The 25,162-nt window shown below is 42.3% G+C and carries 22 protein-coding genes; 13 read left to right on the top strand and 9 right to left on the bottom strand.

Annotated elements, in window-relative coordinates; all coding sequences use genetic code 11:
* Nucleotides 1-61 precede the first annotated feature (61 nt).
* Nucleotides 62-955, bottom strand: a complete 894-nt coding sequence (locus tag SWH54_08355) for an HD domain-containing protein (GenBank protein ID MDY6791264.1) — start codon at nucleotides 953-955, stop codon at nucleotides 62-64.
* A 574-nt stretch (nucleotides 956-1,529) separates the two neighbouring features.
* Between SWH54_08355 and SWH54_08350 the strand changes: the two genes are divergently transcribed.
* Nucleotides 1,530-2,969, top strand: a complete 1,440-nt coding sequence (locus tag SWH54_08350; protein MDY6791263.1) for a diguanylate cyclase — start codon at nucleotides 1,530-1,532, stop codon at nucleotides 2,967-2,969.
* A gap of 131 nt (nucleotides 2,970-3,100) precedes the next feature.
* Here SWH54_08350 and SWH54_08345 read toward each other — a convergent pair whose 3' ends face one another.
* From SWH54_08345 to elbB, 3 genes are all read right to left on the bottom strand, one after another.
* Entirely contained in the window at nucleotides 3,101-3,808 is a 708-nt protein-coding gene (locus tag SWH54_08345; GenBank protein MDY6791262.1) for a cytoplasmic protein, read from the bottom strand.
* A gap of 94 nt (nucleotides 3,809-3,902) precedes the next feature.
* Nucleotides 3,903-5,987 carry an elongation factor G gene (gene fusA / locus SWH54_08340; GenBank protein MDY6791261.1) on the bottom strand — a complete coding sequence of 695 codons (2,085 nt, stop codon included), beginning with the start codon at nucleotides 5,985-5,987 and terminating at the stop codon, nucleotides 3,903-3,905.
* Between the two features lie 346 nt (nucleotides 5,988-6,333).
* Nucleotides 6,334-6,987 (bottom strand): isoprenoid biosynthesis glyoxalase ElbB, encoded by a 654-nt coding sequence (elbB, locus tag SWH54_08335; protein MDY6791260.1) that lies wholly within the window; start codon nucleotides 6,985-6,987, stop codon nucleotides 6,334-6,336.
* Nucleotides 6,988-7,197: 210 nt separating this feature from the next.
* Here elbB and SWH54_08330 point away from each other — a divergent pair, with 210 nt between their 5' ends.
* From SWH54_08330 to rsmG, 11 genes are all read left to right on the top strand, one after another.
* The gene (locus SWH54_08330; protein ID MDY6791259.1) at nucleotides 7,198-9,081 is read left to right on the top strand and encodes a GNAT family N-acetyltransferase; all 1,884 of its coding nucleotides are present in this window, start codon (nucleotides 7,198-7,200) and stop codon (nucleotides 9,079-9,081) included.
* Nucleotides 9,082-9,301: 220 nt separating this feature from the next.
* Nucleotides 9,302-9,706: a roadblock/LC7 domain-containing protein gene (locus tag SWH54_08325; protein ID MDY6791258.1), complete on the top strand. Its 405-nt coding sequence runs from the start codon at nucleotides 9,302-9,304 to the stop codon at nucleotides 9,704-9,706.
* A 67-nt stretch (nucleotides 9,707-9,773) separates the two neighbouring features.
* On the top strand, nucleotides 9,774-10,379 hold the full coding sequence (locus SWH54_08320; protein ID MDY6791257.1) for a GTPase domain-containing protein: 606 nt from the start codon (nucleotides 9,774-9,776) through the stop codon (nucleotides 10,377-10,379).
* Nucleotides 10,380-10,393: 14 nt separating this feature from the next.
* Entirely contained in the window at nucleotides 10,394-11,026 is a 633-nt protein-coding gene (locus tag SWH54_08315; protein MDY6791256.1) for a hypothetical protein, read from the top strand.
* Between the two features lie 132 nt (nucleotides 11,027-11,158).
* Nucleotides 11,159-11,629, top strand: a complete 471-nt coding sequence (locus SWH54_08310) for a hypothetical protein (protein ID MDY6791255.1) — start codon at nucleotides 11,159-11,161, stop codon at nucleotides 11,627-11,629.
* Between the two features lie 92 nt (nucleotides 11,630-11,721).
* A complete protein-coding gene (locus tag SWH54_08305; protein MDY6791254.1) occupies nucleotides 11,722-12,867 on the top strand; it encodes a HAMP domain-containing protein in 1,146 nt (381 codons plus the stop codon).
* Nucleotides 12,868-12,905: 38 nt separating this feature from the next.
* Nucleotides 12,906-13,889: a hypothetical protein gene (locus SWH54_08300; protein ID MDY6791253.1), complete on the top strand. Its 984-nt coding sequence runs from the start codon at nucleotides 12,906-12,908 to the stop codon at nucleotides 13,887-13,889.
* 119 nt (nucleotides 13,890-14,008) lie between these two features.
* Nucleotides 14,009-15,043, top strand: a complete 1,035-nt coding sequence (locus tag SWH54_08295) for a PAS domain-containing protein (GenBank protein ID MDY6791252.1) — start codon at nucleotides 14,009-14,011, stop codon at nucleotides 15,041-15,043.
* Between the two features lie 128 nt (nucleotides 15,044-15,171).
* On the top strand, nucleotides 15,172-16,176 hold the full coding sequence (locus SWH54_08290; protein MDY6791251.1) for a response regulator: 1,005 nt from the start codon (nucleotides 15,172-15,174) through the stop codon (nucleotides 16,174-16,176).
* A gap of 71 nt (nucleotides 16,177-16,247) precedes the next feature.
* Complete coding sequence (locus SWH54_08285) at nucleotides 16,248-18,614, top strand: GspE/PulE family protein (GenBank protein ID MDY6791250.1); 2,367 nt, start codon at nucleotides 16,248-16,250, stop codon at nucleotides 18,612-18,614.
* A gap of 93 nt (nucleotides 18,615-18,707) precedes the next feature.
* Nucleotides 18,708-19,376 (top strand): 16S rRNA (guanine(527)-N(7))-methyltransferase RsmG, encoded by a 669-nt coding sequence (gene rsmG, locus SWH54_08280; GenBank protein MDY6791249.1) that lies wholly within the window; start codon nucleotides 18,708-18,710, stop codon nucleotides 19,374-19,376.
* Here the strand turns inward: rsmG and SWH54_08275 are convergent.
* The gene (locus tag SWH54_08275; GenBank protein MDY6791248.1) at nucleotides 19,347-19,796 is read right to left on the bottom strand and encodes a metallophosphoesterase family protein; all 450 of its coding nucleotides are present in this window, start codon (nucleotides 19,794-19,796) and stop codon (nucleotides 19,347-19,349) included. The genes rsmG and SWH54_08275 overlap by 30 nt on opposite strands.
* 54 nt (nucleotides 19,797-19,850) lie before the next feature.
* The gene (locus SWH54_08270) at nucleotides 19,851-20,312 is read right to left on the bottom strand and encodes a cyclic nucleotide-binding domain-containing protein (GenBank protein MDY6791247.1); all 462 of its coding nucleotides are present in this window, start codon (nucleotides 20,310-20,312) and stop codon (nucleotides 19,851-19,853) included.
* Between the two features lie 274 nt (nucleotides 20,313-20,586).
* On the opposite strand from SWH54_08270, the gene SWH54_08265 reads away from it, so the two are divergent.
* A complete protein-coding gene (locus tag SWH54_08265) occupies nucleotides 20,587-20,979 on the top strand; it encodes a universal stress protein (protein ID MDY6791246.1) in 393 nt (130 codons plus the stop codon).
* A gap of 202 nt (nucleotides 20,980-21,181) precedes the next feature.
* On the opposite strand, the gene SWH54_08260 is transcribed toward SWH54_08265, so the two are convergent.
* From SWH54_08260 to SWH54_08250, 3 genes are read right to left on the bottom strand one after another with little or no spacing between them, the layout of a single operon-like run.
* On the bottom strand, nucleotides 21,182-22,186 hold the full coding sequence (locus tag SWH54_08260; protein ID MDY6791245.1) for an NAD-dependent epimerase/dehydratase family protein: 1,005 nt from the start codon (nucleotides 22,184-22,186) through the stop codon (nucleotides 21,182-21,184).
* Nucleotides 22,187-22,193: 7 nt separating this feature from the next.
* Nucleotides 22,194-23,909, bottom strand: a complete 1,716-nt coding sequence (locus SWH54_08255) for a fatty acid CoA ligase family protein (protein ID MDY6791244.1) — start codon at nucleotides 23,907-23,909, stop codon at nucleotides 22,194-22,196.
* A gap of 5 nt (nucleotides 23,910-23,914) precedes the next feature.
* Nucleotides 23,915-24,829: an alpha/beta fold hydrolase gene (locus SWH54_08250; GenBank protein ID MDY6791243.1), complete on the bottom strand. Its 915-nt coding sequence runs from the start codon at nucleotides 24,827-24,829 to the stop codon at nucleotides 23,915-23,917.
* Nucleotides 24,830-25,162 lie beyond the last annotated feature (333 nt).

The raw sequence follows: 25,162 nt of genomic DNA, 5'->3' as shown, positions 1-25,162 counted from the left end.
GGATTTTGGTCACAGAATCAGCGCTGTTACCTTTAATCCAAAAGGAGCATTTTTTAAATACTCAGCATAGCTTTTGCCATTCTCCCCAGCTTAGCTGGGGGTTTAGCTCTGTAATTATTTTCATTGCACCAAATGGATCTTTTTTCTTCCTGTGTAATTTTTCATTGTTTGTTAAGTTATCAAAACAATCAATGATGCCAATTAAACGTCCCTCAAAAGAAATCTTTGATATTCGCCTTGGATAGCCTGTGCCATTGAGACGCTCATGATGTTCGAGTACCCCGGCAGCAATCAATGAATCAATGTGCTTATTTTCCTTTATAATGTCATGCCCCAGGGTGGTATGGGTTTTATAGGTATTAAATTCCGAATCGGTTAGTTTGCGGTTTGCTTCCGTGATTTGCCTGGGGATTCTGGTTAAACCCACATCGTGCAGCAATGCTCCCAAACTGAATTTCTTTGTGTCTTCATCAGACAAGCTTTTGAAAATGCAAAAATTCAGCACTAGCAGCATGACATTGGCTGAGTGTTCGGCTAAAGTTGATCCTCCAAACTGCAAGCCGGCAATGTCTTTTAATAAATTGGTAGTATTGGAATACTCTTGATATATAATATCCAGTGTTTCCGGAAGTGTTTGCAGGTTATCTTCCAGGGGCTCCTGCAAGGCTTCTTGAACAATTTCGCTCAGTGCTGATTTTATGCTCTTTAAATCGCCTGAGTGAACTCTTTTTATTAATTTCTCCTTTAATCGACTCTGCAATTCTTTAAATGCGGTTTCTTTTATTTCCTCTGGAATATATAACTGAGGATATGCTTCCGCTGAAAAACGGTTAATATCAATTTTTGTATTTTCTGCTTTATACAAGACAAAGCCACCTTTGTCATTCTTTATATAAAGAGGGGTTTCTAAATAAAAATGAATTTGAGACTTTCGTACAGGTATAAAAGTATTCATAATTGTCTACCACTATAGTATTATTTTTGCGATTCTCAGAGGCTTTCCAGTATGGCATAAAATAAACTGAACAGCGTACCCGGAAAGACAGTATAAAAAATATTTGCAATTACTCTTACCAACACCCTGCTAGACAAAAATAATAGAATTGAGATGTTCGAGTTTATCCGGATCTATCCGGCCGATTTCCAGCAGCCTTTCAATGCACTCCTTTTTTAAACCATAAGCCCCGGCAAATCAAGGCAAATTCGTGCTTTCAACAGAAAGTATTTATGGTAAACAGTATAGAAAGCCAAAAGGAAAAGTAATAAAAGAACATCAGCAATTGGTGTCACTATTTTGACGTCAAAATTACAATTTTCGGCATAATGCTCTCCGATTTTCAATTCCCGTTAGTTATTGAAAAAATGATTTTACTAAAATTTTTAAATAAAACAAATAGTTATAATTTAATCGAAAAATCGTTTCATTTGGCATGTAAATTGCTAATTTTATCTAAATAACGGAATTATCAATATTTTTGCATAACGATCCATCTGTCTTAGTATGTTAACCACTGCATGATGAAAATATAATGAACCATCCTATTACAAATGTCATAAACAAACAGCGAAAAAGCATTTTTTCAAGGGTTAAGGGACAACTCATGGATGCTATATTTTCCAGTCGATTGATGCAGAAAATTCTAAAAAGTAAAATCGGTCTCATGCCTGTATTGTACCAAAAAAAAGAAATTTTAGAAATTGCCAACGCCAAGCTCAAACAGACGGTTAAGGAGCTGAAAAAAACAAATCTGAAAATAAAAAATCAACAAAATACCCTTATCGAGGAAGAACGCATAAAGGTTTTACTACAGATGGCGGGGGCGAAGGCCCATGAGTTAAATCAGCCGCTGACGGCTCTTTTGGGCGGCATTGATTTGATTGAGATAGACAAGGAAAGGCCGGGCAAGTTGGCCCAGCACATCGCATCGGTAAAGGAAGCCGGTGAAAAAATTGCCGATGTGGTTAAAAAGATCCAGACCATACGCCACGATGAGATCGGCCAGCACCTTGACAAAACTTCTACGGTCAATATCGACCAGAAGATAACCATCCTTTCACTGGAAGACTCGGATGATGATTTCGAAATGCTAAATGCGGTTTTATCCGACTATCCGCAGATCAGCCTCACCCGATCAAACAGCATTGCAGACGCCTTGAATGTATTGAAACAGAACCATTTTGATCTCATACTCTTAGATTACCTGCTTTCCGATGGAAACGGCCTTGATTTTCTAAACCGAATGGAAAAGTCAGGTTTGGAAATACCTGCGGTGGTCATTACCGGTCAGGGCGATGAAATGATTGCCAAACAGGTGATCCAGGCCGGAGCCTATGATTATTTGCCCAAGAACAGAATTGGTGAGGGATCTCTGTTGCGCATCCTTACCAACACTCTGGAAAAAGCGCGTCTTAAGAGAGAAATCAAAAATGCCCAGCAAAAGTTAACCACCATGTCCATCCGGGATGAATTAACCGGGCTTTATAATCGCCGTTACTTCAATGAGGTCATTGAAAAGGAAATATCCAGGGCTGAAAGGTATCAAATTGACCTGGTGCTCTGCATGATAGATCTCGATTATTTCAAGAACATCAATGATACCTATGGCCACCTGGCCGGCGACATGACACTTTCCGAAATCGCCGGGATGCTTAAAAAATGTGTTCGCGAAAGTGATTTGTGCTGTCGTTACGGTGGCGAAGAGTTTACCGTAATCATGTCAAATACCGACACCAATGGAGCGGAGAAGGTCAGCGAAAGATTCAGGAAGATGGTGGCACATCGAATTTTTCAATACAATTCGTCCAGTTTTCATTGTACGGTGAGCGTGGGCATTACTGCATTCAACCCTGAATTAAAACAATCTTCCACTGACCTGGTAGAGGCTGCGGATTACGCGCTATATAAGGCAAAAGCGCAAGGTAGAAACAGGTTGGTGGCTATTGACACACTTCCTGGAATGGTTAAATGAAACATTTATGGTATGACAGGATGAAGAGATTTCTCAAAAGAATCAATGAAAATAACCTTCAAATTATGCGTATGGAACAGGCAACACATCTGTGCAACTGCTTGTCGTCCCCAGGTTCCGCTGAAACGGGCTCACTTGCCGGATTGATCCTTTATCAGCATGGTAGCAGGATCTAGCAGTAAAGACGGATAGTTGGAATCCGCCGCTTCTCCTTTTAGTGCCTTAACATGTATTTCTTTTCCCTTCGGCTGGAGTTGAACGACCACCTCAAAAAGATCAGCCACTTGAATCAGGCGCGCGGGGATACCGCCCGGTTCCATTGCCTCATCTCGATGGGTTTGCATGGTGAACCATACATACAATGATTTTTTCTGTGCCATGTTTTTAAGCTGTGTCAGCAATTCGCAACTAGAATCGTCAAAGGGAAGCCCGTCTATTATAAGCATCTGCGGAGAAAAAATATCCTGCTCGGTAAGATCTGACAACCTTTCTTCCAGTTTGGGAACACTGAAACCTTCGACCCTAAAGGTCATGATAAAACGGTGAGGCAGAATGGTTTCGATCAGCCGGTCTGTCTGCTGAATATCGGACTGTTCGGCAATACGGGTTAAAACTTCTCTGTACCATAAATTAACCTTATTTACCGGATCGTTCAGGCTTATATGAAGAACATTTTTGTTTTTAAGCAGGGAGTTTAAAGAAAGTTGTACCAAAAAGGATGTTTTCCCCACGCCGGCACGTGCCAGTACCGCACCGAATCCGCCAGTGGTCAGGATCTCTTCGGCTTTAAATCCCATGAGTCTTAAAGGGTTTCGTAATATCAGATCATTTTTCAGCATGCTGAGACTCCTTTCTTTAAGGTGAAAGATCTTTGCCCGGGTACTGCCAAAATTGTTATTTGTCTGTGATGAGACTTGGGTATTGCGAATAGATTTACGCAACATTCTTTTTTTCTTCCCTGGCCTTTTCCACAAGTTCTTCCATGATCTGCTGCGGCACCCGCTTATAGGTATTGAACTCCATGGTGAACTGTGCCTTGCCTTGTGTCAGTGACCTTAGCACAGTTGAATAGCCGAACATTTCAGCAAGCGGAATACGGGCTTCGACGCTGCACATGGGGCCTTCATCCTGCGCACCGACTATCATTCCCCGGCGCTGATTCAAAGAACCCATGACTGCACCCTGAAATTCCGTGGGAGTCTCGACAACGACTTTCATAATGGGCTCATGGATGACCGGGCCTGCTTTGGCATATCCTTCTTTAAATGCTCCGCGAGCCGCCGCCTGAAAGGCCATTTCAGAAGAATCAACCGCATGGGAGGCGCCGTCATTAATAACAACCTTAATGCCCGTGACCGGGAAGCCCATTTTAGGCCCTTTGGCAAGTGATTGTTTAAAACCTTTTTCGCATGAACCGATGAACTGGGTCGGAATGGCACCGCCGGTAATTTTATTTTCAAACAGGAAATCCTCTTCCGCCACAGGCTCAATATAACCGGCCACACGGCCAAACTGCCCGGCACCACCGGTTTGCTTCTTGTGAGTATAATTGAATTCGGCCTTTCGCGTGATGGTTTCTCTATAAGCCACACGGGGTTTTCCTGTGGAAACTTCTGCAGCATATTCCCGACGCATCCTTTCAACATAAACTTCCAGATGAAGTTCTCCCATTCCTTCGATGATGGTTTCATTGGTTTCATCACTGACATGGGTCCTAAAGGTGGGATCCTCCCTGGTGAACCGCCCAAGGGCCTTGGACATGTTAATCTGAGATTTGTTGTCTTGAGGAATAATCGCAAGAGAGATCACCGGTTCCGGTACAAACATGGATGTCATGGTTAGGCTCACCCCCGGTGAAGCAAAGGTATCGCCGGACGCACATTCGATGCCGAAAAGGGCGCCGATATATCCTGCTTCAATCTTATCGATATCTTCCATCTGATCGGCATGCATCCTGGCCACCCGGCCGACTTTGACCTTTTTCCCATCCCGAACGTTAACCATGGTCATACCCTTGACCAGGGTTCCTTGATATACCCGTATGTAAGTGAGCTGACCGTATTGCCCGTCTTCGAGCTTGAATGCAAATGCAACCAAATTGTCATCAGGACTGTCGGAAAGGATAACCGGCTTTTCATTATCCTCCATGTCAAGGGCTTCGTTGTCAACATCGGGTGGACTCGGCAGGAGGTTGGCTACCGCATCAAGGAGCGGTTGGATCCCTTTGTTTTTGTAAGCCGATCCCATAAAAACCGGAGTTAATTCCCGTGCAAGGGTGCCGCTTCGTACGGCAGATATTAACAGAGGTTCAGTGACTCGATCTTCAAGTGCGGCTTCCATCAGTTCATCTGAAAACATGGACGCTGCATCAATCAGTTCTTCCCTTTTTTCAAGTGCTTCATTCATCAGGTGATCCGGTATTTCTTCAATGCGAACATTCTCACCATTATCACCGTCAAAATAGATGGCCTTCATTTTAACCAGGTCAATAATTCCTTTTAAATCGGCTTCAAGACCCACCGGCAGTTGCATGGCCACGGCATTATGGCCCAGTTTCTCTTTAAGTTGCTTGATCACTCGCCAAGGATTTGCTCCGCTTCGGTCACACTTATTGATAAATGCAAGGCACGGCACTTTATACCTTTTCATTTGCTGGTCAACTGTAATGGACTGGGACTGGACACCACCCACACTGCACAGGACCAGTATTGCGCCATCAAGCACACGCAAGGATCTCTCAACTTCAATGGTAAAATCAACATGGCCGGGCGTGTCAATGATATTAATTTCGTGCCCCTGCCACTCGCAAAAGGTGGCTGCAGATGCAATGGTGATGCCCCTTTCTTTTTCAAGCTCCATGGAATCCATGGTGGCACCGACCCCGTCTTTCCCCTTCACATCGTGAATGGCATGAATTCTTTTGGTATAAAAAAGAATCCGTTCCGTCAGGGTTGTTTTTCCTGAATCGATATGTGCGCTTATACCGATGTTTCTAACTTTTTGTATGTCGTTTTTCATAACGCTTTTTCCTGTCTGATGGTCTGCATTCAGCCTGTTGGACAATATGTCCAACCGAGCATTTTTTGAAATTTAAATCTGATGTTTGATAAAATATTACAAAAAATCCCTCACCTGGCGAATAATAACAGATGAGGGATTTCCAAATCGGCGAGACCCTTGCTCAACGATCACTTTTTTGTTCCCCAAAACGCCGGGATGTAATTCTCTCACCCCGTGTTAGCAGAACTCAACCCCCTGCCGTGGCAGGTTTGCGCGGCTGAAATTATTAAAGGTCTCTCAGCATCAAAAAAGAAGGCTAAATATATTGATCAAAATAGCAATGTCAAGAGAATATTTTCGCTTTTTAAACCAGTTCTAAAACCTTGGTTACCAGTTTTTCTATTCCGGCAGCCACATCCTTTATGCCTGGCCCAAGCATGTAAGCCGGGGTGGACACCAGCTTATTCTTGCTGTCCACGTGGATCATGTCCACAGTGCATTCCTTATGTTTTCCACCCATCGCCTCGATTGCCCCTGCCGTGGAGATATCATTACCGATGGTGACTTCAGGATTTTGGTCTTCCAGTGCCTTGGTCAATGTTGCCGGAGCAATACAAATAGCGCCTACCGGTTTGCCGGCGGAAACCATTTCATTTAAAAGCCGTTTAACCTCTTGATTGACATCGGCGTCTTTTCCTTTAACGGCAAAATTGCTTAAGTTCTTAGCGGCACCGAATCCCCCCGGAATGATGAGGCCGTCTATATCCGCCGCCTTCACATTGCCAACATCTGTAATGTTACCCCTGGCAATTCTGGCCGATTCAACCAGCACATTTCTTTTTTCGCCGGTTGGTTCACCCGTTAAGTGGTTAACCACATCCAACTGATCCACATCAGGTGCCATACAGACCGTTTCAGCTCCAGCCCTGTCCAGGTTAAGCAATGTAATGACAGCTTCGTGAATTTCGCTGCCGTCATTTACCCCGCAACCCGAAAGTAATACACCTATTTTAGCCATATTGTCCTCCTTTTCTTATTTTTCCCGGTCAACGTTTAAAAAGAAATATCAATCAATTTCAGCCAGGTCAAACATAAATCGGATTTGGTTTAAAATTTTACCACTTTCACCGACCCTATGGTTTTGAGTGATTGCTTTCTTGACTAAATTTATGATTTAGGTTGAAATAGTAATCAGCAAAATTTCAAAAAAAGACAAGGGAGAAAATAAATGCAATTGAGTAAATATTGCCCGGATAAACTGGTGAATGCCGAAGAAGCCGTTTCTAAAATCAAAAGAGGCAACCGCGTTTTTATCGGTACCGGATGCGGGGAACCTCAGCATTTAATCAGGGCCATGGTAAAAGACGAGAACCTGCAGGATATCATGCTCTATCAAATGCTTTCGTCCACACTTGCCGACTATACCGAAGATGAATTTTTTTTCAAACGGTTTTTCCTCAAACTTTTTTTTATCAGCAGCCGCATGCGTAAAGCGGCTTTTGAAGGTAAAATTGATTATATACCGACTTATCTTTCCCAAATACCCAGGATGTTTGCCAGCCAGACTATCGGACTTGATGTTGCGCTGATACAGGTAAGTCCTCCTGACAAATTCGGATATTGCAGCCTGGGGGTGTCGGTTGATATCACCAGATCGGGGATGGAAAACTCAAAAATAGTGATCGCCCAGGTAAACCCGATGATGCCTCGGACAGGGGGAGACAGTTTCGTTCATGTGGACGATATAGACTACCTGGTACAACATGAAGAAGCGCTGGTGGAAGCGCTGCCTACAATAAAAGACAACGAAATTGCTGCCAGAATCGGGTTTTACATCAACCAACTGGTGAGTGACGGGGCCACGCTGCAGATCGGATTCGGCAGTTTGCCCAATGCCATATTGAAACACCTGAACAACAAAAAAGATCTGGGGATACATACCCAGCTGATTACCGATGCCTTTCTTCCTCTGTTTGAAAAAAATGTGATTACCAATAAGAAAAAATCCCTTATTCCCGGACGGGTGGTCGCCTCATTGTGCATGGGGTCGGAAAAAATTTACCGTTATGTGGATAATAACCCGATGTTCTATTTCCGTTCGTCGGAATATGTGAACGACCCGACGGTTATTGCGCGTAACGATAACCTGATTTCCATCAGCTCGGCACTGGAAGTCGACCTGACCGGCCAGGTTTGTACAGATTCCATGGGGTACACATTTTACAGCGGAATCGGAGACCAGGTCGATTTTTTACGTGGAAGCGCAATGTCCAAAGGGGGGTTTTCCATCATCGCTCTTCCATCCACCGCTAAAAATGGAACCATATCCCGTATTGTATCCCATCTGAGCGAAGGGGCCGGTGTGGCCACTACCAGAGCCGATGTGAATTATGTTATCACAGAGTACGGCATAGCGGAACTTCAAGGCAAAGGGATATACCAGCGGGTGATGGAGCTGGCCCAGATCGCCCACCCAAAATTTCGTAAAAAACTGATAGAAGCGGCTAAAAAGCATCGCTACATTTTTTCCGATCAACTTCCGCCATCTGAAGACGATCTTATGTTTCTTGAAGAATATAAGAGTGTTCTGACATTAAAAAGCGGAAAAACGGTTGAATTCAGACCAATTTTGCCTTCGGATGAATTCGGTTTTAGAAATTTCTTCTACTCGTTGCAGGAAAGAACGATTTATTTCAGATTTTTTTATAAAATGAAATTGTTTTCACACGAAATCCTTCAGAAACAGTGGGCCAGTGTTGACTACCGAAAAAATATGTCCATTATTGGATTGGTGCAAAGAGGCGGGCATAAAGAGATAGTGGCCATAGGCTCATATGCCATGGAAGAAAACAAAAAAGCAGAAGTTGCCTTCGTTGTACGCGAGGACTACCAGAGCATGGGTATTTGCTCTTATCTTCTTGAATTATTAGAAAAAATTGCCAAGAAAAACGGTTACACCGGGTTTTCCGCAACCGTGTTGAGAGAAAATGCGTCAATGATTCATGTGTTTAAAAAAAGGTATCCTGACTTGAAAATTTCGATGCTGGGAGGAAATAATGTCGGTATTCATATGGATTTTAATGATTCGGAATCCGGTCAAGATGAAAAATAAAGTGTTTTTACCAAGCCATTAAATTTATCTTGATAAAGGGATAATTATTTTGATATACTAAAGGTTTGAAAAAAGGATTAAAAAGGAAATTTAAACAGTGCTGCGCTTTCAGGAAAACGACCCCACTGAAAGAGGCGGTTGAGGTATGAATCTAAGCAAAATCAGATTTTTAAGAAATTCATCAATAGCAAAAAATTAATATTTTATTGGAGGAAGACAATTGTCATATACACTTGGCCAAGAGCAACTTGACAGAATGGAAGACATTTTACAGCAGAATCTGGTTGATATCGGGGTTCGTTGTGTTTTTCTGATCGATATGGCAGGTAATATCATTGCCAACAAAGATAACGGCAAAATAAAGCACGATGTTTATTCCCTAGCGGCACTTGCTGCCGGAAACTTTGGAGCGGTCAGCGCCATGGCCAAAATTATTGGGGAAGGTGAATTCTCCTTACTTTTTCATAAGGGAAAAAAAGAGAACATCCATTTCAATAAAATAGATGCTGATTTTTTGCTGATTACCATATTCAGCAATGAAATATCGCTGGGTTTTTTAAGATTGAAAGTGGGTGAAGCTGCAGAAATGATAAAAAAAGTTTTAAGCGAAATCAATACTCCGTAATGGTTCATTCTGAACGTATAACCGATGAAATAAATACCGCCAGGCGGAAAAAATAACAGGTTTTTTAATGGCATTTGTGAACCCTAAAAAAAAAGAAGTTCAGGTTAAAATTGTCTATTATGGCCCGGGAAGGGGCGGAAAGACAACAAACCTTGAATATATATATAAAAAATTCAATACCCGGGTAAAAACAGAGATGGTTACAATTAAAACCCATGGTGACCGCACGCTGTTTTTCGATTTTCTTCCTTTTGATATTGGTAAAGTAAATGGATATGAGGTGAAGGTGCAACTTTATACTGTTCCGGGACAGGTAAAGTATAATGCCACCAGAAGACTGGTATTAAGAGGGGTAGACGGTATTGTTTTTGTGGCGGATTCAATGATGGTCAGAAGGGAAAAGAATGTTCTTTCCATTAAAAACCTTCAAGAAGATCTGGCAAACTATAAAAAAAGTATTTTCAAGATCCCCTTGGTCCTGCAATACAATAAAGTGGACCTGGCAGAACAGGGAATTCCCCTGACATCTGTGGAAACGTTACAAAAAGACCTTAACAGTCAACTAAAAACATCGGCTTTTAAGGCAAGTGCACTTAAGGGGACAAATGTGGTGCCGACTATGAAAAAAATTGTTTCCATGACCATTGCTTCTATAATTAAGGAGCTAAAATAGGGGGTATATAATTAATGCCGCAGAATATCGATGATAGCCTGGTCGATGAGATCGATGGAAAGCTTGATAATTTGTTTTCCGGGAATAAAACACCTGAAAAACCTAATGGAGAAAGCGTTGATGGGAAAGAATATCCTCTAAAAGAGCTAAAAGAGGTTATCCTGTCCATCGATTGGGAAATTACCGATGACGCGATGAAGCGCCTGGCAGATCAAGTGGTTCAATTAAAAACAAGATATAAAAACGACAGGATTGTTTTTATGCTTATTCAACTCCTGGGTTCCATTGGTGAGTATATCCGAATCAACAAAGGAAAATCGCATCCGGATTCATTTAAATTTCTTAATTCATTATTTAAAAAGATAGACAAAATATTTCGCACCAAGGGCTTAACGGAATCTGAAAAGAAAAAACTGCTTGCTGTTGAAGTAAATAAATATAAGGCTTTAAAAGATAAGCTGGCACCTCAAAAACCTGTGACCCAAAAAGAAAAACAGATAAAACCGACAGCTAAAGCAAAAGCTGAAAAGACTGAAGTAATTCCCATAGAGCTTTTTACCGATGCCATGGATCAGATCAGACAGTTAATCCGATCGGAGTTTGATTCCCTGAGGGAGGAATTAAAATTAAGAAAAGAAAGAAAGTAAGATCATGTGAGACGATTTCCAAACATCCCATTTCCAAACCGGCGTTTATCTGCTTCCCACCGCAGGCGGTAAACGCTTTAAAAACGGATCATATCCGCAATAATTTTTCGATCGCCCATAGGAGGTAAGGCAATGGATGTTTTGTCAGGTGATATTTCATCTATGGTCTTTAAGCAAGTGGTCACCGGCAACCAGGATGACATTACTTTAGACAGCAAATTGCTGAATGTTTTTCTGGGATTGGACGGCAAAAAAAATCTTGGAATCATTGCTCAAGAAACCGGGATGAATATAAAGGAGATAAAGGATACCATCTCCAGGCTTCTACAACTGAAGTTGGTCGAGTCCGCAGCAGAAGATATTTTGATGGCGGATGACGATTTTTTTAATTTCCTCAATACTCAATTATCACTTGCGGTGGGGCCGGTTGCGGAAATTTTAATCGAAGACGAGATAACCAATATGGACCAACACATCTCAAAATTTCCGGCTTTCAGAGCAGCCGAGCTTGTTGAGGTTCTTGCCATGGCCATTGAGCGTGAAGAAAAAAGGACTGCCTTTAAGCTGAGTATGGTTCATAAAATAAAGGAAAAAGGATATTGATTAATGGTAGCCTTTTCTGATTTCAGCCCTCGGTGAATGCTTAAGACTCATTTAACAGGCGAGCGGGTTTTAATACAATAAGGAGTATAATAATGATTGTCATATGCGAGGAATGCGGTAAAAAGTTCAGCATTGACCCCTCAAAAATTAAAGGTAATCGGGCAAAGTTTAAATGCGATGTGTGCGATTTTATTATTACGGTGACAAAGCCTGTTGAAACTCCGACCGTATCCTTTCCCAAACCACAGCCCACCAAACCGGATAAAAAAGTCGATATCAAAAAAGCACCTGCTTATAAACGCAAAAAAAAGAGCAAATACCCCAGGAAAAAAAAGACTAAAAGCTTTAATTTAAAGGGCCTTGGCTTACGCAGTAAAATGCTTCTGCTTTTCTTTGCCCTTCCTATTGTTTTAATAATCACTGCCAATATTCTCTATTTATGGCAAATGAACAATCTTTCTTCGCTCCTGACCTCGGAAAGCTCCAAGATCGTTAAAACCTTGGTGGAAGAGAAGGTGGCTGATGCCGCCAGAAAGGTTGCCGCGGAATGCAGCCTGTTTCTTGAGTCCCATCCCGGTATGAAAAGAAAGGATTACAACTACAACGCAGAATTTAAAAGAATCGCTGTACAAAAGGTAGGAATGACCGGATATTCCGCTCTTTATGAACTACCGGGCTCGAAAGGTGTCTGGCGCACATGGCTGCATGTAAATCCAAACATAATCGGTATTGATATGAGTGCATTAAAAAAGCCCATGGGGAAGAATTTTGCCGGTTTTTGGAAAGTTTATACCGGGGTAAAACAAGGTGGAGAATCAAGAGGATATTATACGTGGTGGGAAAAAGACGGCTCTTTTAGAGAAAAATTTATGGTGTGCACTCCGGTTGAAGGGACTCCATTTATCATAGCGGCCACGACCTATGTGGATGAGTTCACCGGTCCAGTTAAATTGCTTAATATAAGGGCCAAGAAACAGACGGATATCACTCGTAATATTGTTTTTGGGATATTTATTGCCACTATTTTGCTGATCGGTTTTATTGTTTACTTCTACGGCCACAGATTATCAGGAAAAATTAAATCTTTAACTGAGGTTTCCAACCGAATCAGCGTGGGTGAACTGGATGCTAACATAGACATTGCAGGAAAGGACGAGATAGGCGATTTAGCAGAAGCCATTTCAAGAATGCAGGATAGCATTCGTCTATCAATAGAGCGGCTGCGTCGTCGGAGATAGTAGCAAATGCGATTAAATTAGTGAAGGAGCAAAGGATAATGGTCATCATTCCCCGAGAAAAACCTGTTATTGAAAACTTGAATATTTATTATTTGGATATCAGAAAGCTGTTTGAACATTATCAGGGCGAAATCGGCTCAGGCGGTGTTTTCTTCAAATCCCATTCTGCTGAAGGGGCGATCTTTTTTGATGAAGATGAGCTGTTAAACGGTTATTTTCAAGAAAAAGATACCATGCTAAGCGGCGATAAAGCCATTGACCAATTGATGCAAGCTGAGTCCGACCAAAACTATTCCGTAAGCATATATAAAATATCACAGGAAGAGGTATATTTCTGGGCCAGCTTGCCTTCGGCAGAAAAAATTTACAAAGATCTCAGTACTGATTTTACCGATCTTGAGGGATTGATTAAAAAAATGAGATCGGAAAAACTGACCGGGTATATCGACGTTTCAATTGGTAACGGCAAGGAGAGTGGTTTGGTTTTTATCAGCACTGGTGAAATAATCGGCGGTTCTTATTCCTGGGCCGGTGAACAGGATAAATCTTCACCAAATAACCTTAAGACCCTCATAGCCAAAACCAAAAAATCGGGTGGAATTTTTAATGTCAGCCGGATCCCCATGAATGGCGAACAGACTACTGGTGAATCAACAGAACAAGTATCCGAGACCAATTCGGATATTCTTGCCATGCTGGAGGAATTTTTAGAAGTATTCGAAACGGTCGTCCCAACCAAAAAGAATAAAGGAGCGGGTTTCAGTAGTATTCTAAAAAAGAAGTTTGTGGAAAAAGCGGAAGACTATGCTTTTCTTGATCCGTTTGCTGCTGAGTTTGAGTATGCTAATCGGAAAATTAGCTATACCGGCCAGGCCGATGAAAAGGAACTGGCGGATGGAGTAATTACTTCAGTAAAGGAACTCGCTGAAGAACTGGGAGTTCTTCCTGAACTGGAAAAATATATGGCGCCATGGTCAGATAAATACGAAAAAAAAATTAAAAAACTAGGAATTGTTTTATAGTAATACGGCGGATTATTTTTATAGCTTCCATGTGGTGGTTGGGTTTTTATGTTACCCATCCTAGACTGAGAAACCTTTGAAAAGCCGCTTTGCCAAGGTTTCGAGGAACCGGTTAAAATATGGCCGACTTACCTTATGAAAAAGTGATTACCAGTTCGGCAGAAAAGTACACCGATTTTTTTAACAGCATACCTGCGGCCATACACCGAACAACGGTTGAAGGAAAAATTGTTTATTGCAACTGGTCTTATGCCCGGCTATTCGGTTTTAACTCTACTTCGGAATTAACGGCCTATCCTGAGATCAACCTTTACCGGAATAAAAAAGACAGGGGTGTTCTGGTAACTTCCATATTACAAAGAGGACGGGTGGTGGATCTTCCCATCCCATTCGTAAAAAAAGATGGCACCACGATCTGGTGCGCAGTGACCGCCAGGGCGGTGATAGACGATGATGGCACCGTGGAGCATATTGATGGAGTTATTAAGGATATTACCGGTCAAATAGAAGAACAGGAATCTCAACCCAGTCTTAACGGGGCGATAGATAATCAAGACGAAGGCATTATTGTTTTTGACCTCCAGGGGAATTTAATCGATGTTAACAAGGCAGTTACCGAAATAATCGGATTTCCCAAAGATGAGTTAATCGGCAAATCATTATCTGAATTTTTGCTCCCGGGCCAGAAAGTCCTTTTTCTTCTGTTCCTTTCCGATATTTTAAAAATTGGTCATGAAGAAGTTATTCTACCTGTCATTGACGGCAACGGTCATACTCGCTATATCGAATTAGAGGGAATCCTTGCGAAAAAAAACGGCCGGGCATACCATATCAAGGGAATTGCCCGGGATATGACCCAACGCGCCAAACAACAAAAAGATCGTTCAACCAGAGAAAAATTTCAGGGGGTTCTTGAGATGGCAGGTGGTGTTGCCCACAGAATGAACCAGCCGCTTACGATAATTAATAATCTGTTAGACGAGGTATTGTTCGATTTGAAAAGCGATGACAAAATACACAACAAAATCGTTTCCATAGATCAACAGATTAAAAAACTAAATGATATCATAAAAAAAATCGGCAATATTAAGAAATATAAAGCGATGGATTATGTGGCAGGAATAAAGATTGTGGATATTGATAAAGCTTCGTAAAAAAGCTTGGAGACTATGATGCAAGGAAGATGGGAAATGATCAGGCGGGGGACCTAAACCCTCTGGCCGTTGAAACTTCCCGGTTTATTTTTTTAAAAAATTGCTAAAATTTTTTACGAGGAGATTTTATGGTAAAAAATGTACTTATTGTTGATGATGACAGGGAAATGCTGCTTGCCCTTAAAGATGGTCTTTCCAAATACAAGGAGACATTTTCGGTATCAATCGCTGAGGACGGGACGGATGCGGTGAAGATGCTAACAGAAAAAGCGTTTTCTCTGGTGGTTACCGATTTAAAAATGCCTCAGATGGACGGTTTCGCTCTGTTGACCCATATTATGGGGAATTATCCGGATATTCCGGTCATTATTATTACCGGGTACAGTACTCCTGATATGGAAAAGCTTGCCCGCGAAGGCGGCGCTGTTGGATACATTGCAAAACCGTTTATGCTGGAGGATCTTGCCAGAGATATAATGGCTACCCTCAGAAAGGAATCCGAGGGCGGGACCCTTCATAGTGTTTCATCCGGTATTTTCCTGCAATTAATGGAGATGGAGCAAAAGACATGTACCATCAGGCTGGAAGATAAATCCACCGGGAAAAAGGGAGTCCTCTTTTTCCAGGATGGTGAATTGCTTGACGCCAGGGTAGACGACTTGCAGGGTAAACCGGCCGCTTATAAGATATTTTCCTGGGAAGAAGTGAATATCTCAATTCAGAATGTTTGTCCTAAGATGGAAAATAAAATTGAAAGTGATTTGCAGCCTTTGATCCTTGAGGTGGCAAGACTTAAAGATGAGAACAAAGAAAAGAAGAAAACAGAAAAACAGGAAGTAAAGGTGCAGAAAGTAGAGCCTTTGGATACACTTGATCATATTAAAAAAAAGATTGAAAAGCAGGTGGGCTCAAATTGCAGGCTGGAAGATATATACATTGACACCTCTTTGGAGGACTGGTCAGTCCTAATGTCTAGTATCGGTGATTTTTTTGGCTTAGGCAACTTAAAGGTCTGCTATCTGGATAAGGGTGAATCAAATGATACCATATTGCTGCCCGGGAAAAATACAACTGTGGTTTCAGTGGGAGCCAAATGTCCCAAGGATAAAATCATACAGGTGTTGAGTATGTAACACCATTAAAATGGATAAAACCAGAAATACGTTTAAGCGTTTCTTCAAGAAATAAAAAAGAAAAGGCAGAAATGAAAACAGATATAAAAGCTAGAATTAATGAGGCCGATGTTTGCCGTTCCATGGGATTATACGATGAATCTCTTAATATTTATAAGCAAATTATGTCAAGCCTTCCGAAAAAGGACGTTCAAACGATTAAAACAATAAAAGAAAAGATTCGCCTGGTAGAAGAGGAAGTGGCAAATCTGGAAAAGGATGAACCCAATCAGGTTTCTGCTGAAGACATTTCAAGGTTTAAAGAGACCATGATGACTGATGATGAAAGCAACACTGCGATTCTTGACAGCGCTGAAGCTTTCAGTGGCATGGGTCTTCATAAAGAAGCCATCGCCGAATATAAAAAAATATTATTCCAGGATTACCCGGTTGATAAAATATTTCCTCAATTTGCCAAAGCGGTGCTTAAACTCCATTCCCCGGCAAAGGCTGTCGAACAGGTTGAATCTCTTGTCAATGATCAGCGGCTGGATAAAAAGAAAAGGGCTCGTATCACATTTTATTTTGGCAAGGAAATGGATCGAAGAGACCATAAGGATCAGGCCCTTGATTTATATAAAGCGGCAGCCAAATTCGACCCCGTTGATTCCGAAATCAAAAAAAGACTCGATGCCATTCAGGCCAACCTGTCTTCCGGGTCCAAATATGATTACCTGCTGAGACAGGAAAAAGTGACCACCGACCAGTTGCAAAAGGCTTTTGCCCTGTCAAAGAAAATGAAAAAGAGCGTGGAATTTGTTCTGACAAGTCAATACCAGATCAATAAGGAAGATATTGGTAAATCCTTTTCCGCATACTATGGCTGTTCCTTCAGAAACTATAGCGACGCCTTGGAGACACCGACTGAGCTTTTAGGAAAATTAAAAAAAGCGTTTTTATTAAATGAAGGATGGGTTCCATTAAGCTGGGATAAGGATGGGGTGGAAGTACTGGTTGATGACCCGAGGGACCTGAACAAAACCGATAATATTAAAACTTTGTTGAATACTTCCAAGATTAATTTTTCCGTGGCAATAAAGGAGGATATTGAAGAGTATATAAAGCGCTTTTACGATACCGACCGAATTAGTGAAACGGTTACCTCTGCGGATGGACTTGATGATTTTGATTTAATTCCGGATGTTTCTTTTGAAGAAGAGGAAGAAGTTGATGAAGCATTAGATGAGGATGATGAAAGCTCCAGCAAGGTGGTGAAACTGGTGGATCAGTGCATCATTGCCGCCTTTAGAAAAAATGCCTCTGATATACATATAGAGCCGTCTCCGATTACCAAAGCCACCAATATTCGCTTTAGACTGGACGGTGTATGCCAGGAATATATCAAGGTTCCCAATTCTATGGCCAGAGGCATTCTTTCAAGGATTAAAATTATGTCTTCCCTCGATATTGCGGAGCGGCGATTACCTCAGGACGGAAAAATCAAATTCAAGCGTAAAGGTGTGCCACAATTCGAACTTCGAGTTGCCACCCTCCCCACAGCAGGCGGGTTTGAGGACGCTGTTTTGAGAATCCTGGCCAAGGCAGGGACCATGAAGATAGACGATATGGCTCTGACCGACAGGAATCTGAATGTGTTAAAAAATATTATTCAAAAACCTTATGGTCTTGTACTGGCCGTTGGCCCGACAGGTTCAGGTAAAACCACCACGCTTCATTCCGCTCTCGGCCATATTAATAAACCGGATATTAAAATCTGGACCGCAGAAGATCCGGTGGAAATCACACAAGCCGGTTTAAGGCAGGTGGAGGCAAAGCCCAGAATAGGGCTCGATTTTGCCAGGATCATGCGTGCTTTTTTGCGGGCAGATCCCGATGTGATTATGATAGGCGAAATGCGTGATGAAGAAACAGCAGCCATAGGTATAGAGGCATCTCTTACCGGACATCTTGTTTTTTCAACACTTCATACCAACAGTGCGCCGGAAACCATCACCCGTTTGCTCGACATGGGTCTCAATGCACTTAATTTTTCTGATGCTTTTCTTGGCGTGCTGGCGCAAAGACTGGTCAGAAGATTGTGCCAGAACTGTTGCAAGGAAGAGAAACTGCCCAAGGAGGAATTTAATGAAATTGCAATGGATTACGGCAAAGAAGATTTGAAGAAAACCGGCATAAAATATACATCCGACCTTACCATAAAACGCTGCGGAAGCTGTGAGGTCTGCTCGGGGACAGGTTATAAGGGCAGGCTCGGAATCCATGAACTAATGGAAGGGACACCGGGAGTTAAAAGGCTGATTAAAAAGCAGGCCTCCACTGAAGAGCTTTTTGCCCTTTCCATAGAAGAGGGAATGACCACGCTGAAGCAAGACGGCATTTTAAAGGTTTTTAACGGGCTTACAGATATAAAAGAAGTGAGACGGGTTTGTATCACCTAATTTAAATGGAAAGGCAATACAACGTAAATCGAACGGCCAACATCGAATGGTGAATGGAAAGGGGTTCCATAGGCGTTTATTTATAATACCGATATGAACATTGGAAGCAATCAGTGGAAAAAACTGATCGAAGAAGGAGCCGCGAACCTTAATATTCATGTTGACCGGAGAATAACAGATCAATTTTCCATTCATTGCAAAGAACTGGTCAAATGGAACCGCAACATTAATCTCACCACCATTACTGACCCGGTCGAAGTCGCTGTCAAACACTTCTTGGATTCAATCATTTCAGTCGGGGTGATACCCGAGTATGGCCGCCTACTCGATATGGGCTCTGGTGGAGGTTTTCCCGGAATTCCGCTCAAAATTATGAATCCATCTTTAGCAGTGACTCTCATAGATGCCTCACGAAAAAAAGTTAGTTTTTTAAAACATGCGATCCGAACGATCAAGCTGGTTGGAATTAACGCCCGTCATGTAAGATCTGAGGAACTGGCAGAAAAAAAGCCTTTTAAGCATTCTTTTGATGTAATTATTTGCCGCGCATTTTCCAGACTGGATAATATTGTACTTCAGGCATTGCCTTTGCTGGCAGAAGGTGGAAGTCTGATTGCCATGAAGGGAAAGCTTTCTAAAGCTGAATTAGAATCTGCCGATAGGGATCGTTTGTCTTTAACGGTGGAAAAGTACAAACTTCCTTTTATTGAATTGGAAAGGTCTCTGATTATTCTACAACTCAAAAAATTGGGTAACCAGTGATTTCTCCTTTACATGAAGCAAGGCCACAGATGCCGGGTTATTGAAACGAGGTTGGGTAGCGCTTCCCGGGTTTAGAAAGAGGATGCCATGATGGTCTTCAATGGAAGAAGGTTTGTGGGTATGACCGTGTATTATAGCGCTGATTCCTGCTTTGTCGGGTTTTATATCAATTTTATAAACATCATGAATAATGTAGAGCAATACACCTCCAACTTTAATTAACTTCGTCATCGGCAGCTTGTGTGCCCAGTTGTCCATGTCCATATTGCCCCTTACCGCTTTCACCGGAGCAATCGCCTGCAAATCATGGAGAATATCCGGTTTGCCCACATCCCCGGCATGGATGATAAGGTCTGTGCCTTTAAAGGCGTCAATTGCTGCTGGTTGCAACAAACCATGTGTATCGGAAATAACACCCACCCGAAAACTGGTTTTAGCTTGGATGATTGGTGACAATTGAATAGGAAAAGATAATTATTGATTCAAAGTTGATATTCTGGCGAATTTTGATATCTTACTCAAAGACTCATTCACTGAATCAAGGCGATTAATGAGCAGCTCAATAAGATAGTCTTTTATTTTATCCCTAATGGTAGAATCGACCTTTTCGAAAAATAATTTGTCAAGTTTCAAAACCAGAACATTTTCATTGGCAATCACGTTGCTGTGACGGGGTTTTTTGGTAAAAAAGGACATTTCCCCAAATAGCGCACCCTGGGATAGCTTAGCTATGGGTATGCTGAGTTCTTCCTTGGTGATTTGAACTGTTCCCTTTATTAACAGATAGAGTGATGTAAATGCATCTCCCTCCCTTATTATGACATCATCTTTTTTAAATCCAAGAAGTGAATGCTCCAGTTTGGCAAACATATTCTTTTCGCTTTCCGTAAAGCGCTTAAACATCGGTATTTCATTGATGGTATCAATTAGTTGCATTATAGTCCTCTTAAACTATGCTGAACAGAAATCTTGATTACTTGTTAAATATCAGATTATGGATAAAAATACAAATGAAAAGTAGGCCCACCGGCTAAAGCGGATGGAGCCGTTTATTGCTTGCAACTTGGATTCTAATTTCAACGTTGGGTGAATCCTTAAAAGTTGACATATCAGATTGTTGTTATAATATGTGAACAACTACTTTTGTTTATTTTTTAAAACGATGCCCTCTGGGCATTTATTTTTTAATTTATATGAAAGGATGATAAAAATGAAAATTTTGGTAGGGTATGACGGTTCCAACTCGGGCAAGGAAGCTTTAGACCTAGCGAAACACCATGCGATGGTTTTTAAAGGAGAAGTTGATGTGGTTACATCGATGGTAAAGGGAACTGAAAAAGAACGAGAGGATATGGATCAGGCCAAACGCGGGCTTGAATATGCTGAGGTGCTTTTTAAAGATAACAACATTCCCTGTAAGACCCACCTGCTTATTCGTGGCCTTACACCCGGTGAGGATGTGGTTGAGTTTGCCAAGGAAAATCACATTGATGAAATCATTGTCGGAGTCAAAAGAAGATCAAAGGTGGGAAAGCTTTTGATGGGCTCCACTGCCCAGTACGTGATTTTGAATGCCCATTGCCCGGTTGTAACGGTAAAATAGTTGATCGGGTGTCGGATTGCGAGTGTCAGGCTATACCTTGTCCGCATTTATCAGTTATATAATCGTTGTCATAGCTATATGAGGAAACTGTGTGGGTATATTAGTCCGCTTCAGGCCGATTAACAAAGAACTTGAGTGCCATGTGTTGTCCAGTGGCTGAGATAGCAACCATAATTTAAATAATTGAGGGATCGGTTTCTGCTTATTTGTTTTTTTTCAGCCACTCTTGGTAAATGATGAGACCTTCTTCTATGGAAACACGTGGAGAGTACCCAAGATCTCTTTTCGCCGCACTGATATTGAACCAGTGGGATTTCGCTGCAGCATAGGCCATAAAACGGGTGATATACGGTTCACCGGATAAGCGAAATATTTTGTACACCATCTCAAGGAAGGCTCCGGACAGCCATGCTATTCTGTAAGGCACCGACTTTTTTACAGGACCCAAACCCGCTGCCTTTAAAAAAGCGTTGATCATGTCCCAAGCCAAAACAGGTTCATCCTGGCTGATGAAATAAATCATTCCGGAAATGGCAGGGTTTTCTTCTAACTTTTCATAAGCCAGAAGGTGGGCATCTACCGCATTATCGATATAGGTCGTGTCTATAAGATTTTTACCATTGCCAATTCTTTTAAGTCGTTTTGCCCTTGCAATAAGCCGCGGAGCAATGTGATTATCACCCGGGCCCCAAATTTCATGCGGTCTCAATATAATTGTTCTAAGGTGGTCACTTGTGCTCTTGACCACTTTTTGTTCGGCAAGCGCTTTGGTTTCTGAATAGGGGGTGGCATACCTGGCAGGGTAGGAGAAGGTTTCGTCTACACCTTCGATGTCGGTGCCGTTAAAGACCACACTTGGCGTACTTGTGTACACCAGCTTGGAAACTTTCTGATAATTACAGGCATCGATGACGTTTTGGGTACCCACTACGTTCGTTCGGTAATAGTCCGCATAGTTCCCCCATGGCGGAGGCTTTGCTGCAGTGTGAAACACAGCTTGAATTCCATGGCACGCTTTTATTACCGCTGAATGCTCACCAATGTCGCCCTGGATTTGATCCACCCCCATTGATTCAAGTTCAGGATAAAAGTTCCGGGAGAAGCTGCGGACATTTTCACCGGCTTGCAGAAGCATTTTGACAATGGCTTTGCCTAAAAAGCCACCCCCACCGGTCACCAGGATATTTGGTTTGGTTTTTACGGTCATTTTATTTTTAGTATCCAGGCTTACCTGGGCGAATCCTTAACCTCTTTTCCGCCCATCGTGCCAGTTTTTCACGGAAAATTTTCGAATTATGTCTGATGTCCACCGGAAAACTGTGGTGGTACAGTACCGTCTCAATACTTTGGGTCAGTTGGTTTTGTTTTGCCATTTCCAGAAGCTCTGACGTGAGGTCCTTTTTATTTATTTTATGGCCCCCATCAATCCGTTCGATACAGATGATCGGTTTTTGGTTTTTCTGCGGACCGACACCCACCAGAGCGCTTCTGAATACCTGTGGGTGCTCATTGAAAATGGCTTCACAGGGTATGGTGAAAAGAGTGCCTTCTTTTGTTATCACGCGGTGGCTTTTCCTGCCGCAGAACCAGATTCTGCCTTTTTTATCGCGCCAGCCGAGGTCTCCCATCCTGTGCCAGATTTCATTTCCCTGCTTGATCTTGGCCATCATATCCGCTTTCGGTTTTTCAAAATACTGCCTGGTTACCAGATCACCCTTCACCGTTATTTCACCCATTTCGCCATCTTTGACCACCAGGTCATCAGACCATTTTTCAATGGGATTATCACTGACTTTTATGATGCGAATCATAATATTATTGATCGGATAACCGACGCAGTTTCCATATCCCTTTCGGCTTAGCGCTTCGGTTTCATGCAATATTTCATTGCTGCCAATAGAAATAATCGGTACCGCTTCGGTGGCACCATAAGGGGTGTGAATTTCGGTACCTTGGCTAAGCATGGAGGAAAACTGCTTAATATTGGTAGGTGCCACCGGCGCTCCCGCAGAAATAAGTCTTTTTAAGGAAGGGAGTTTTATCTCTTTTTCTTTACCGTATTTACCCACACGGTTAAGCAAGGCAGGTGAGGCAAACATACTGGTTACTCCCTGATCCGTTATCGCATCAATAATCTTTTCGGGGTTCACCAGTGCCGGTTTGGTAGGATCCATATCGGGTATGACGGAAGTCACTCCCAAGGCGGGCCAGAAAAGGGCAAAAAGCGGAAAGGTGGAAAGATCAATTTCATCAGTCGATATGTCCAAATGGGTTTTAATTTGGCGAAGCTGGGCGTCAAAGTTCCCGTGAGTATATACCGCTCCTTTGGCCGGGCCTGTGCTTCCTGTGGTAAACAAAATAGCGGCTGTATCATTTTTCATGGTCCGACTGGCAGGATAAGGTTCCCATGGATTTTGAATGAGTTTTTTAAAAGTATGTCCCCCCCAGAACCATCGATGCCCCACAGTCACCCATATTGTTACTGTTTTAAAAAAAGCCGGATAAAGAGTTCTCACCAGGTGGGCAAGGGGAATTCCAATAAATCCCTGGGGTCGGGTTTCTTTGAAGCATCCGATCATACGCTTTAATCCCATTCCTGGATCTACCACTACAGGTACCGCCCCTGTTTTAAACAGGGCAAATATGATAATAAAAAAGTTCAGGCTTGGTTTCACCATCAAAATAGTTCTTATACCGCGCCCGATGCCAATCCTTTCAAGGCTGTGCGCCAGACGGTCAGACTCTTTATCGAGCTGGTGAAAGGTCAGATGAGTGTAAGCTGTCCGGCCGTATTTATCTTTTCCCGTTGAACAGACGACCGCCCTTTTGTCGGGAATTTTTTTTGCCATTTGCCTGAGATAAGAGGAGATATTTATGATGGGATTCTTTTCCATTTCACCATATACGATACAGGATAGCACATGTAGCATGCAAGTTAAATCAGATCCGGTTTTTTCAAAAAATTATCCACCAGATCGACAATCGGGTCCCAAGCATCTTCAAGGACATAATGACCAGCATTGGAGAAAATATGCACCATGGCATTGGGGAAACGGCACTTCCATTGCTCAAGGTAGTCATTATCAAAAACAAAGTCGTGTTCGCCCCAGCAGATGAGCATGGGTATGTCTTTCAGTTGGTGAAGATTATGATCAACCTCTTTGACCAGCCGGTAGCTGGGATCCTTTGGACCAAGCGGAATATCCTGGACAAACTTCAATGTGGCGATTCGATTTTTCCAGCTGTTATACGGAGCAGTCAGACCCTTTTTGACTTCTATGGAGAGCCCTTTGTAAGAGGCCAAAAAAACAGCACCAAAGGAAAACAGGTTAAAGCCAAGCACTGCCACAGCAGCGAATGGCTTTATGTTACGGACCAACCACAGACTAAAAGGAAGCTTTTTATTCCCCGGGGGCAGAAAAGCCGCCGTATTCATGATGACCACCCGATCAATTATTTGTTGATGCCTCAAGGCAAAAGCCATCCCGATCATTCCTCCCCAGTCGTGTACGACAAGCGATATTTTTCGCTTTAAATTCAGATGCCGGTAAAGAGCGTCTACATCATCCACTCGGTTTTTAAGCCGGTAGTCATATTTTCCCACACCGGGTTTGTCGGAAAGGCCGCAACCGATATGATCCGGAACTATAATGCGATAGCGGGGAGATAATTTTTTAATCAAAGAGCGATAATAGAAAGACCATGTCGGATTTCCGTGAAGCATGATCACAGGATCCCCTTCCCCTTCGTCAAGGTAATGGTATTTCAGTCCATTTAAATCCAGGTAATTTGACTTAAATGGATAAAGATGGCGAAACGGGGAAGTATCTATCGGTTTTCTTTTCATCATCGATAAAGAATTCGTGTTACGGGTTACGGGTTACGAGTTACGAGTTACGAGTTGCGGGTTGCTAATCGGAGATAGTTCTCTTTTTTTATAACCTGAAATCCTTACCCCCGCAACTCAATGCCATTAACTTAAGCGATTATTGATTATTGAACCGCAGAACACCGAACAAGGAATTTCGAATTGTTTTTCCTTACTTCCGCGGTTCGATATTTCTTGTTTCCGGGTAGAACTGGGAGGTTACCCTCCCAGAGCCCCCACAGACCCGTACGAGCGCAATTAACGCATACGGTTCCTCAGGTTATGGCTTCGCTACACGTATGAATGCACTATTCT

It is taken from the genome of Thermodesulfobacteriota bacterium, assembly GCA_034189135.1.
Lineage (GTDB): Bacteria > Desulfobacterota > Desulfobacteria > Desulfobacterales > JAUWMJ01 > JAUWMJ01.
The sequence above is the reverse complement of the archived record's forward strand: the minus strand, read 5'-3'. Positions and strand labels throughout refer to the sequence as shown.

Coding starts and splice junctions, on each gene's coding strand:
- SWH54_08355 (MDY6791264.1), bottom strand. CDS start 955: ATGAATACTTTTATACCTGTACGAAAGTCTCAAATTCATTTTTATTTA.
- SWH54_08350 (MDY6791263.1), top strand. CDS start 1,530: ATGAACCATCCTATTACAAATGTCATAAACAAACAGCGAAAAAGCATT.
- SWH54_08345 (MDY6791262.1), bottom strand. CDS start 3,808: ATGCTGAAAAATGATCTGATATTACGAAACCCTTTAAGACTCATGGGA.
- fusA (MDY6791261.1), bottom strand. CDS start 5,987: ATGAAAAACGACATACAAAAAGTTAGAAACATCGGTATAAGCGCACAT.
- elbB (MDY6791260.1), bottom strand. CDS start 6,987: ATGGCTAAAATAGGTGTATTACTTTCGGGTTGCGGGGTAAATGACGGC.
- SWH54_08330 (MDY6791259.1), top strand. CDS start 7,198: ATGCAATTGAGTAAATATTGCCCGGATAAACTGGTGAATGCCGAAGAA.
- SWH54_08320 (MDY6791257.1), top strand. CDS start 9,774: ATGGCATTTGTGAACCCTAAAAAAAAAGAAGTTCAGGTTAAAATTGTC.
- SWH54_08315 (MDY6791256.1), top strand. CDS start 10,394: ATGCCGCAGAATATCGATGATAGCCTGGTCGATGAGATCGATGGAAAG.
- SWH54_08310 (MDY6791255.1), top strand. CDS start 11,159: ATGGATGTTTTGTCAGGTGATATTTCATCTATGGTCTTTAAGCAAGTG.
- SWH54_08305 (MDY6791254.1), top strand. CDS start 11,722: ATGATTGTCATATGCGAGGAATGCGGTAAAAAGTTCAGCATTGACCCC.
- SWH54_08300 (MDY6791253.1), top strand. CDS start 12,906: ATGGTCATCATTCCCCGAGAAAAACCTGTTATTGAAAACTTGAATATT.
- SWH54_08295 (MDY6791252.1), top strand. CDS start 14,009: ATGGCCGACTTACCTTATGAAAAAGTGATTACCAGTTCGGCAGAAAAG.
- SWH54_08290 (MDY6791251.1), top strand. CDS start 15,172: ATGGTAAAAAATGTACTTATTGTTGATGATGACAGGGAAATGCTGCTT.
- SWH54_08285 (MDY6791250.1), top strand. CDS start 16,248: ATGAAAACAGATATAAAAGCTAGAATTAATGAGGCCGATGTTTGCCGT.
- rsmG (MDY6791249.1), top strand. CDS start 18,708: ATGAACATTGGAAGCAATCAGTGGAAAAAACTGATCGAAGAAGGAGCC.
- SWH54_08270 (MDY6791247.1), bottom strand. CDS start 20,312: ATGCAACTAATTGATACCATCAATGAAATACCGATGTTTAAGCGCTTT.
- SWH54_08265 (MDY6791246.1), top strand. CDS start 20,587: ATGAAAATTTTGGTAGGGTATGACGGTTCCAACTCGGGCAAGGAAGCT.
- SWH54_08260 (MDY6791245.1), bottom strand. CDS start 22,186: ATGACCGTAAAAACCAAACCAAATATCCTGGTGACCGGTGGGGGTGGC.
- SWH54_08255 (MDY6791244.1), bottom strand. CDS start 23,909: ATGCTACATGTGCTATCCTGTATCGTATATGGTGAAATGGAAAAGAAT.
- SWH54_08250 (MDY6791243.1), bottom strand. CDS start 24,829: ATGATGAAAAGAAAACCGATAGATACTTCCCCGTTTCGCCATCTTTAT.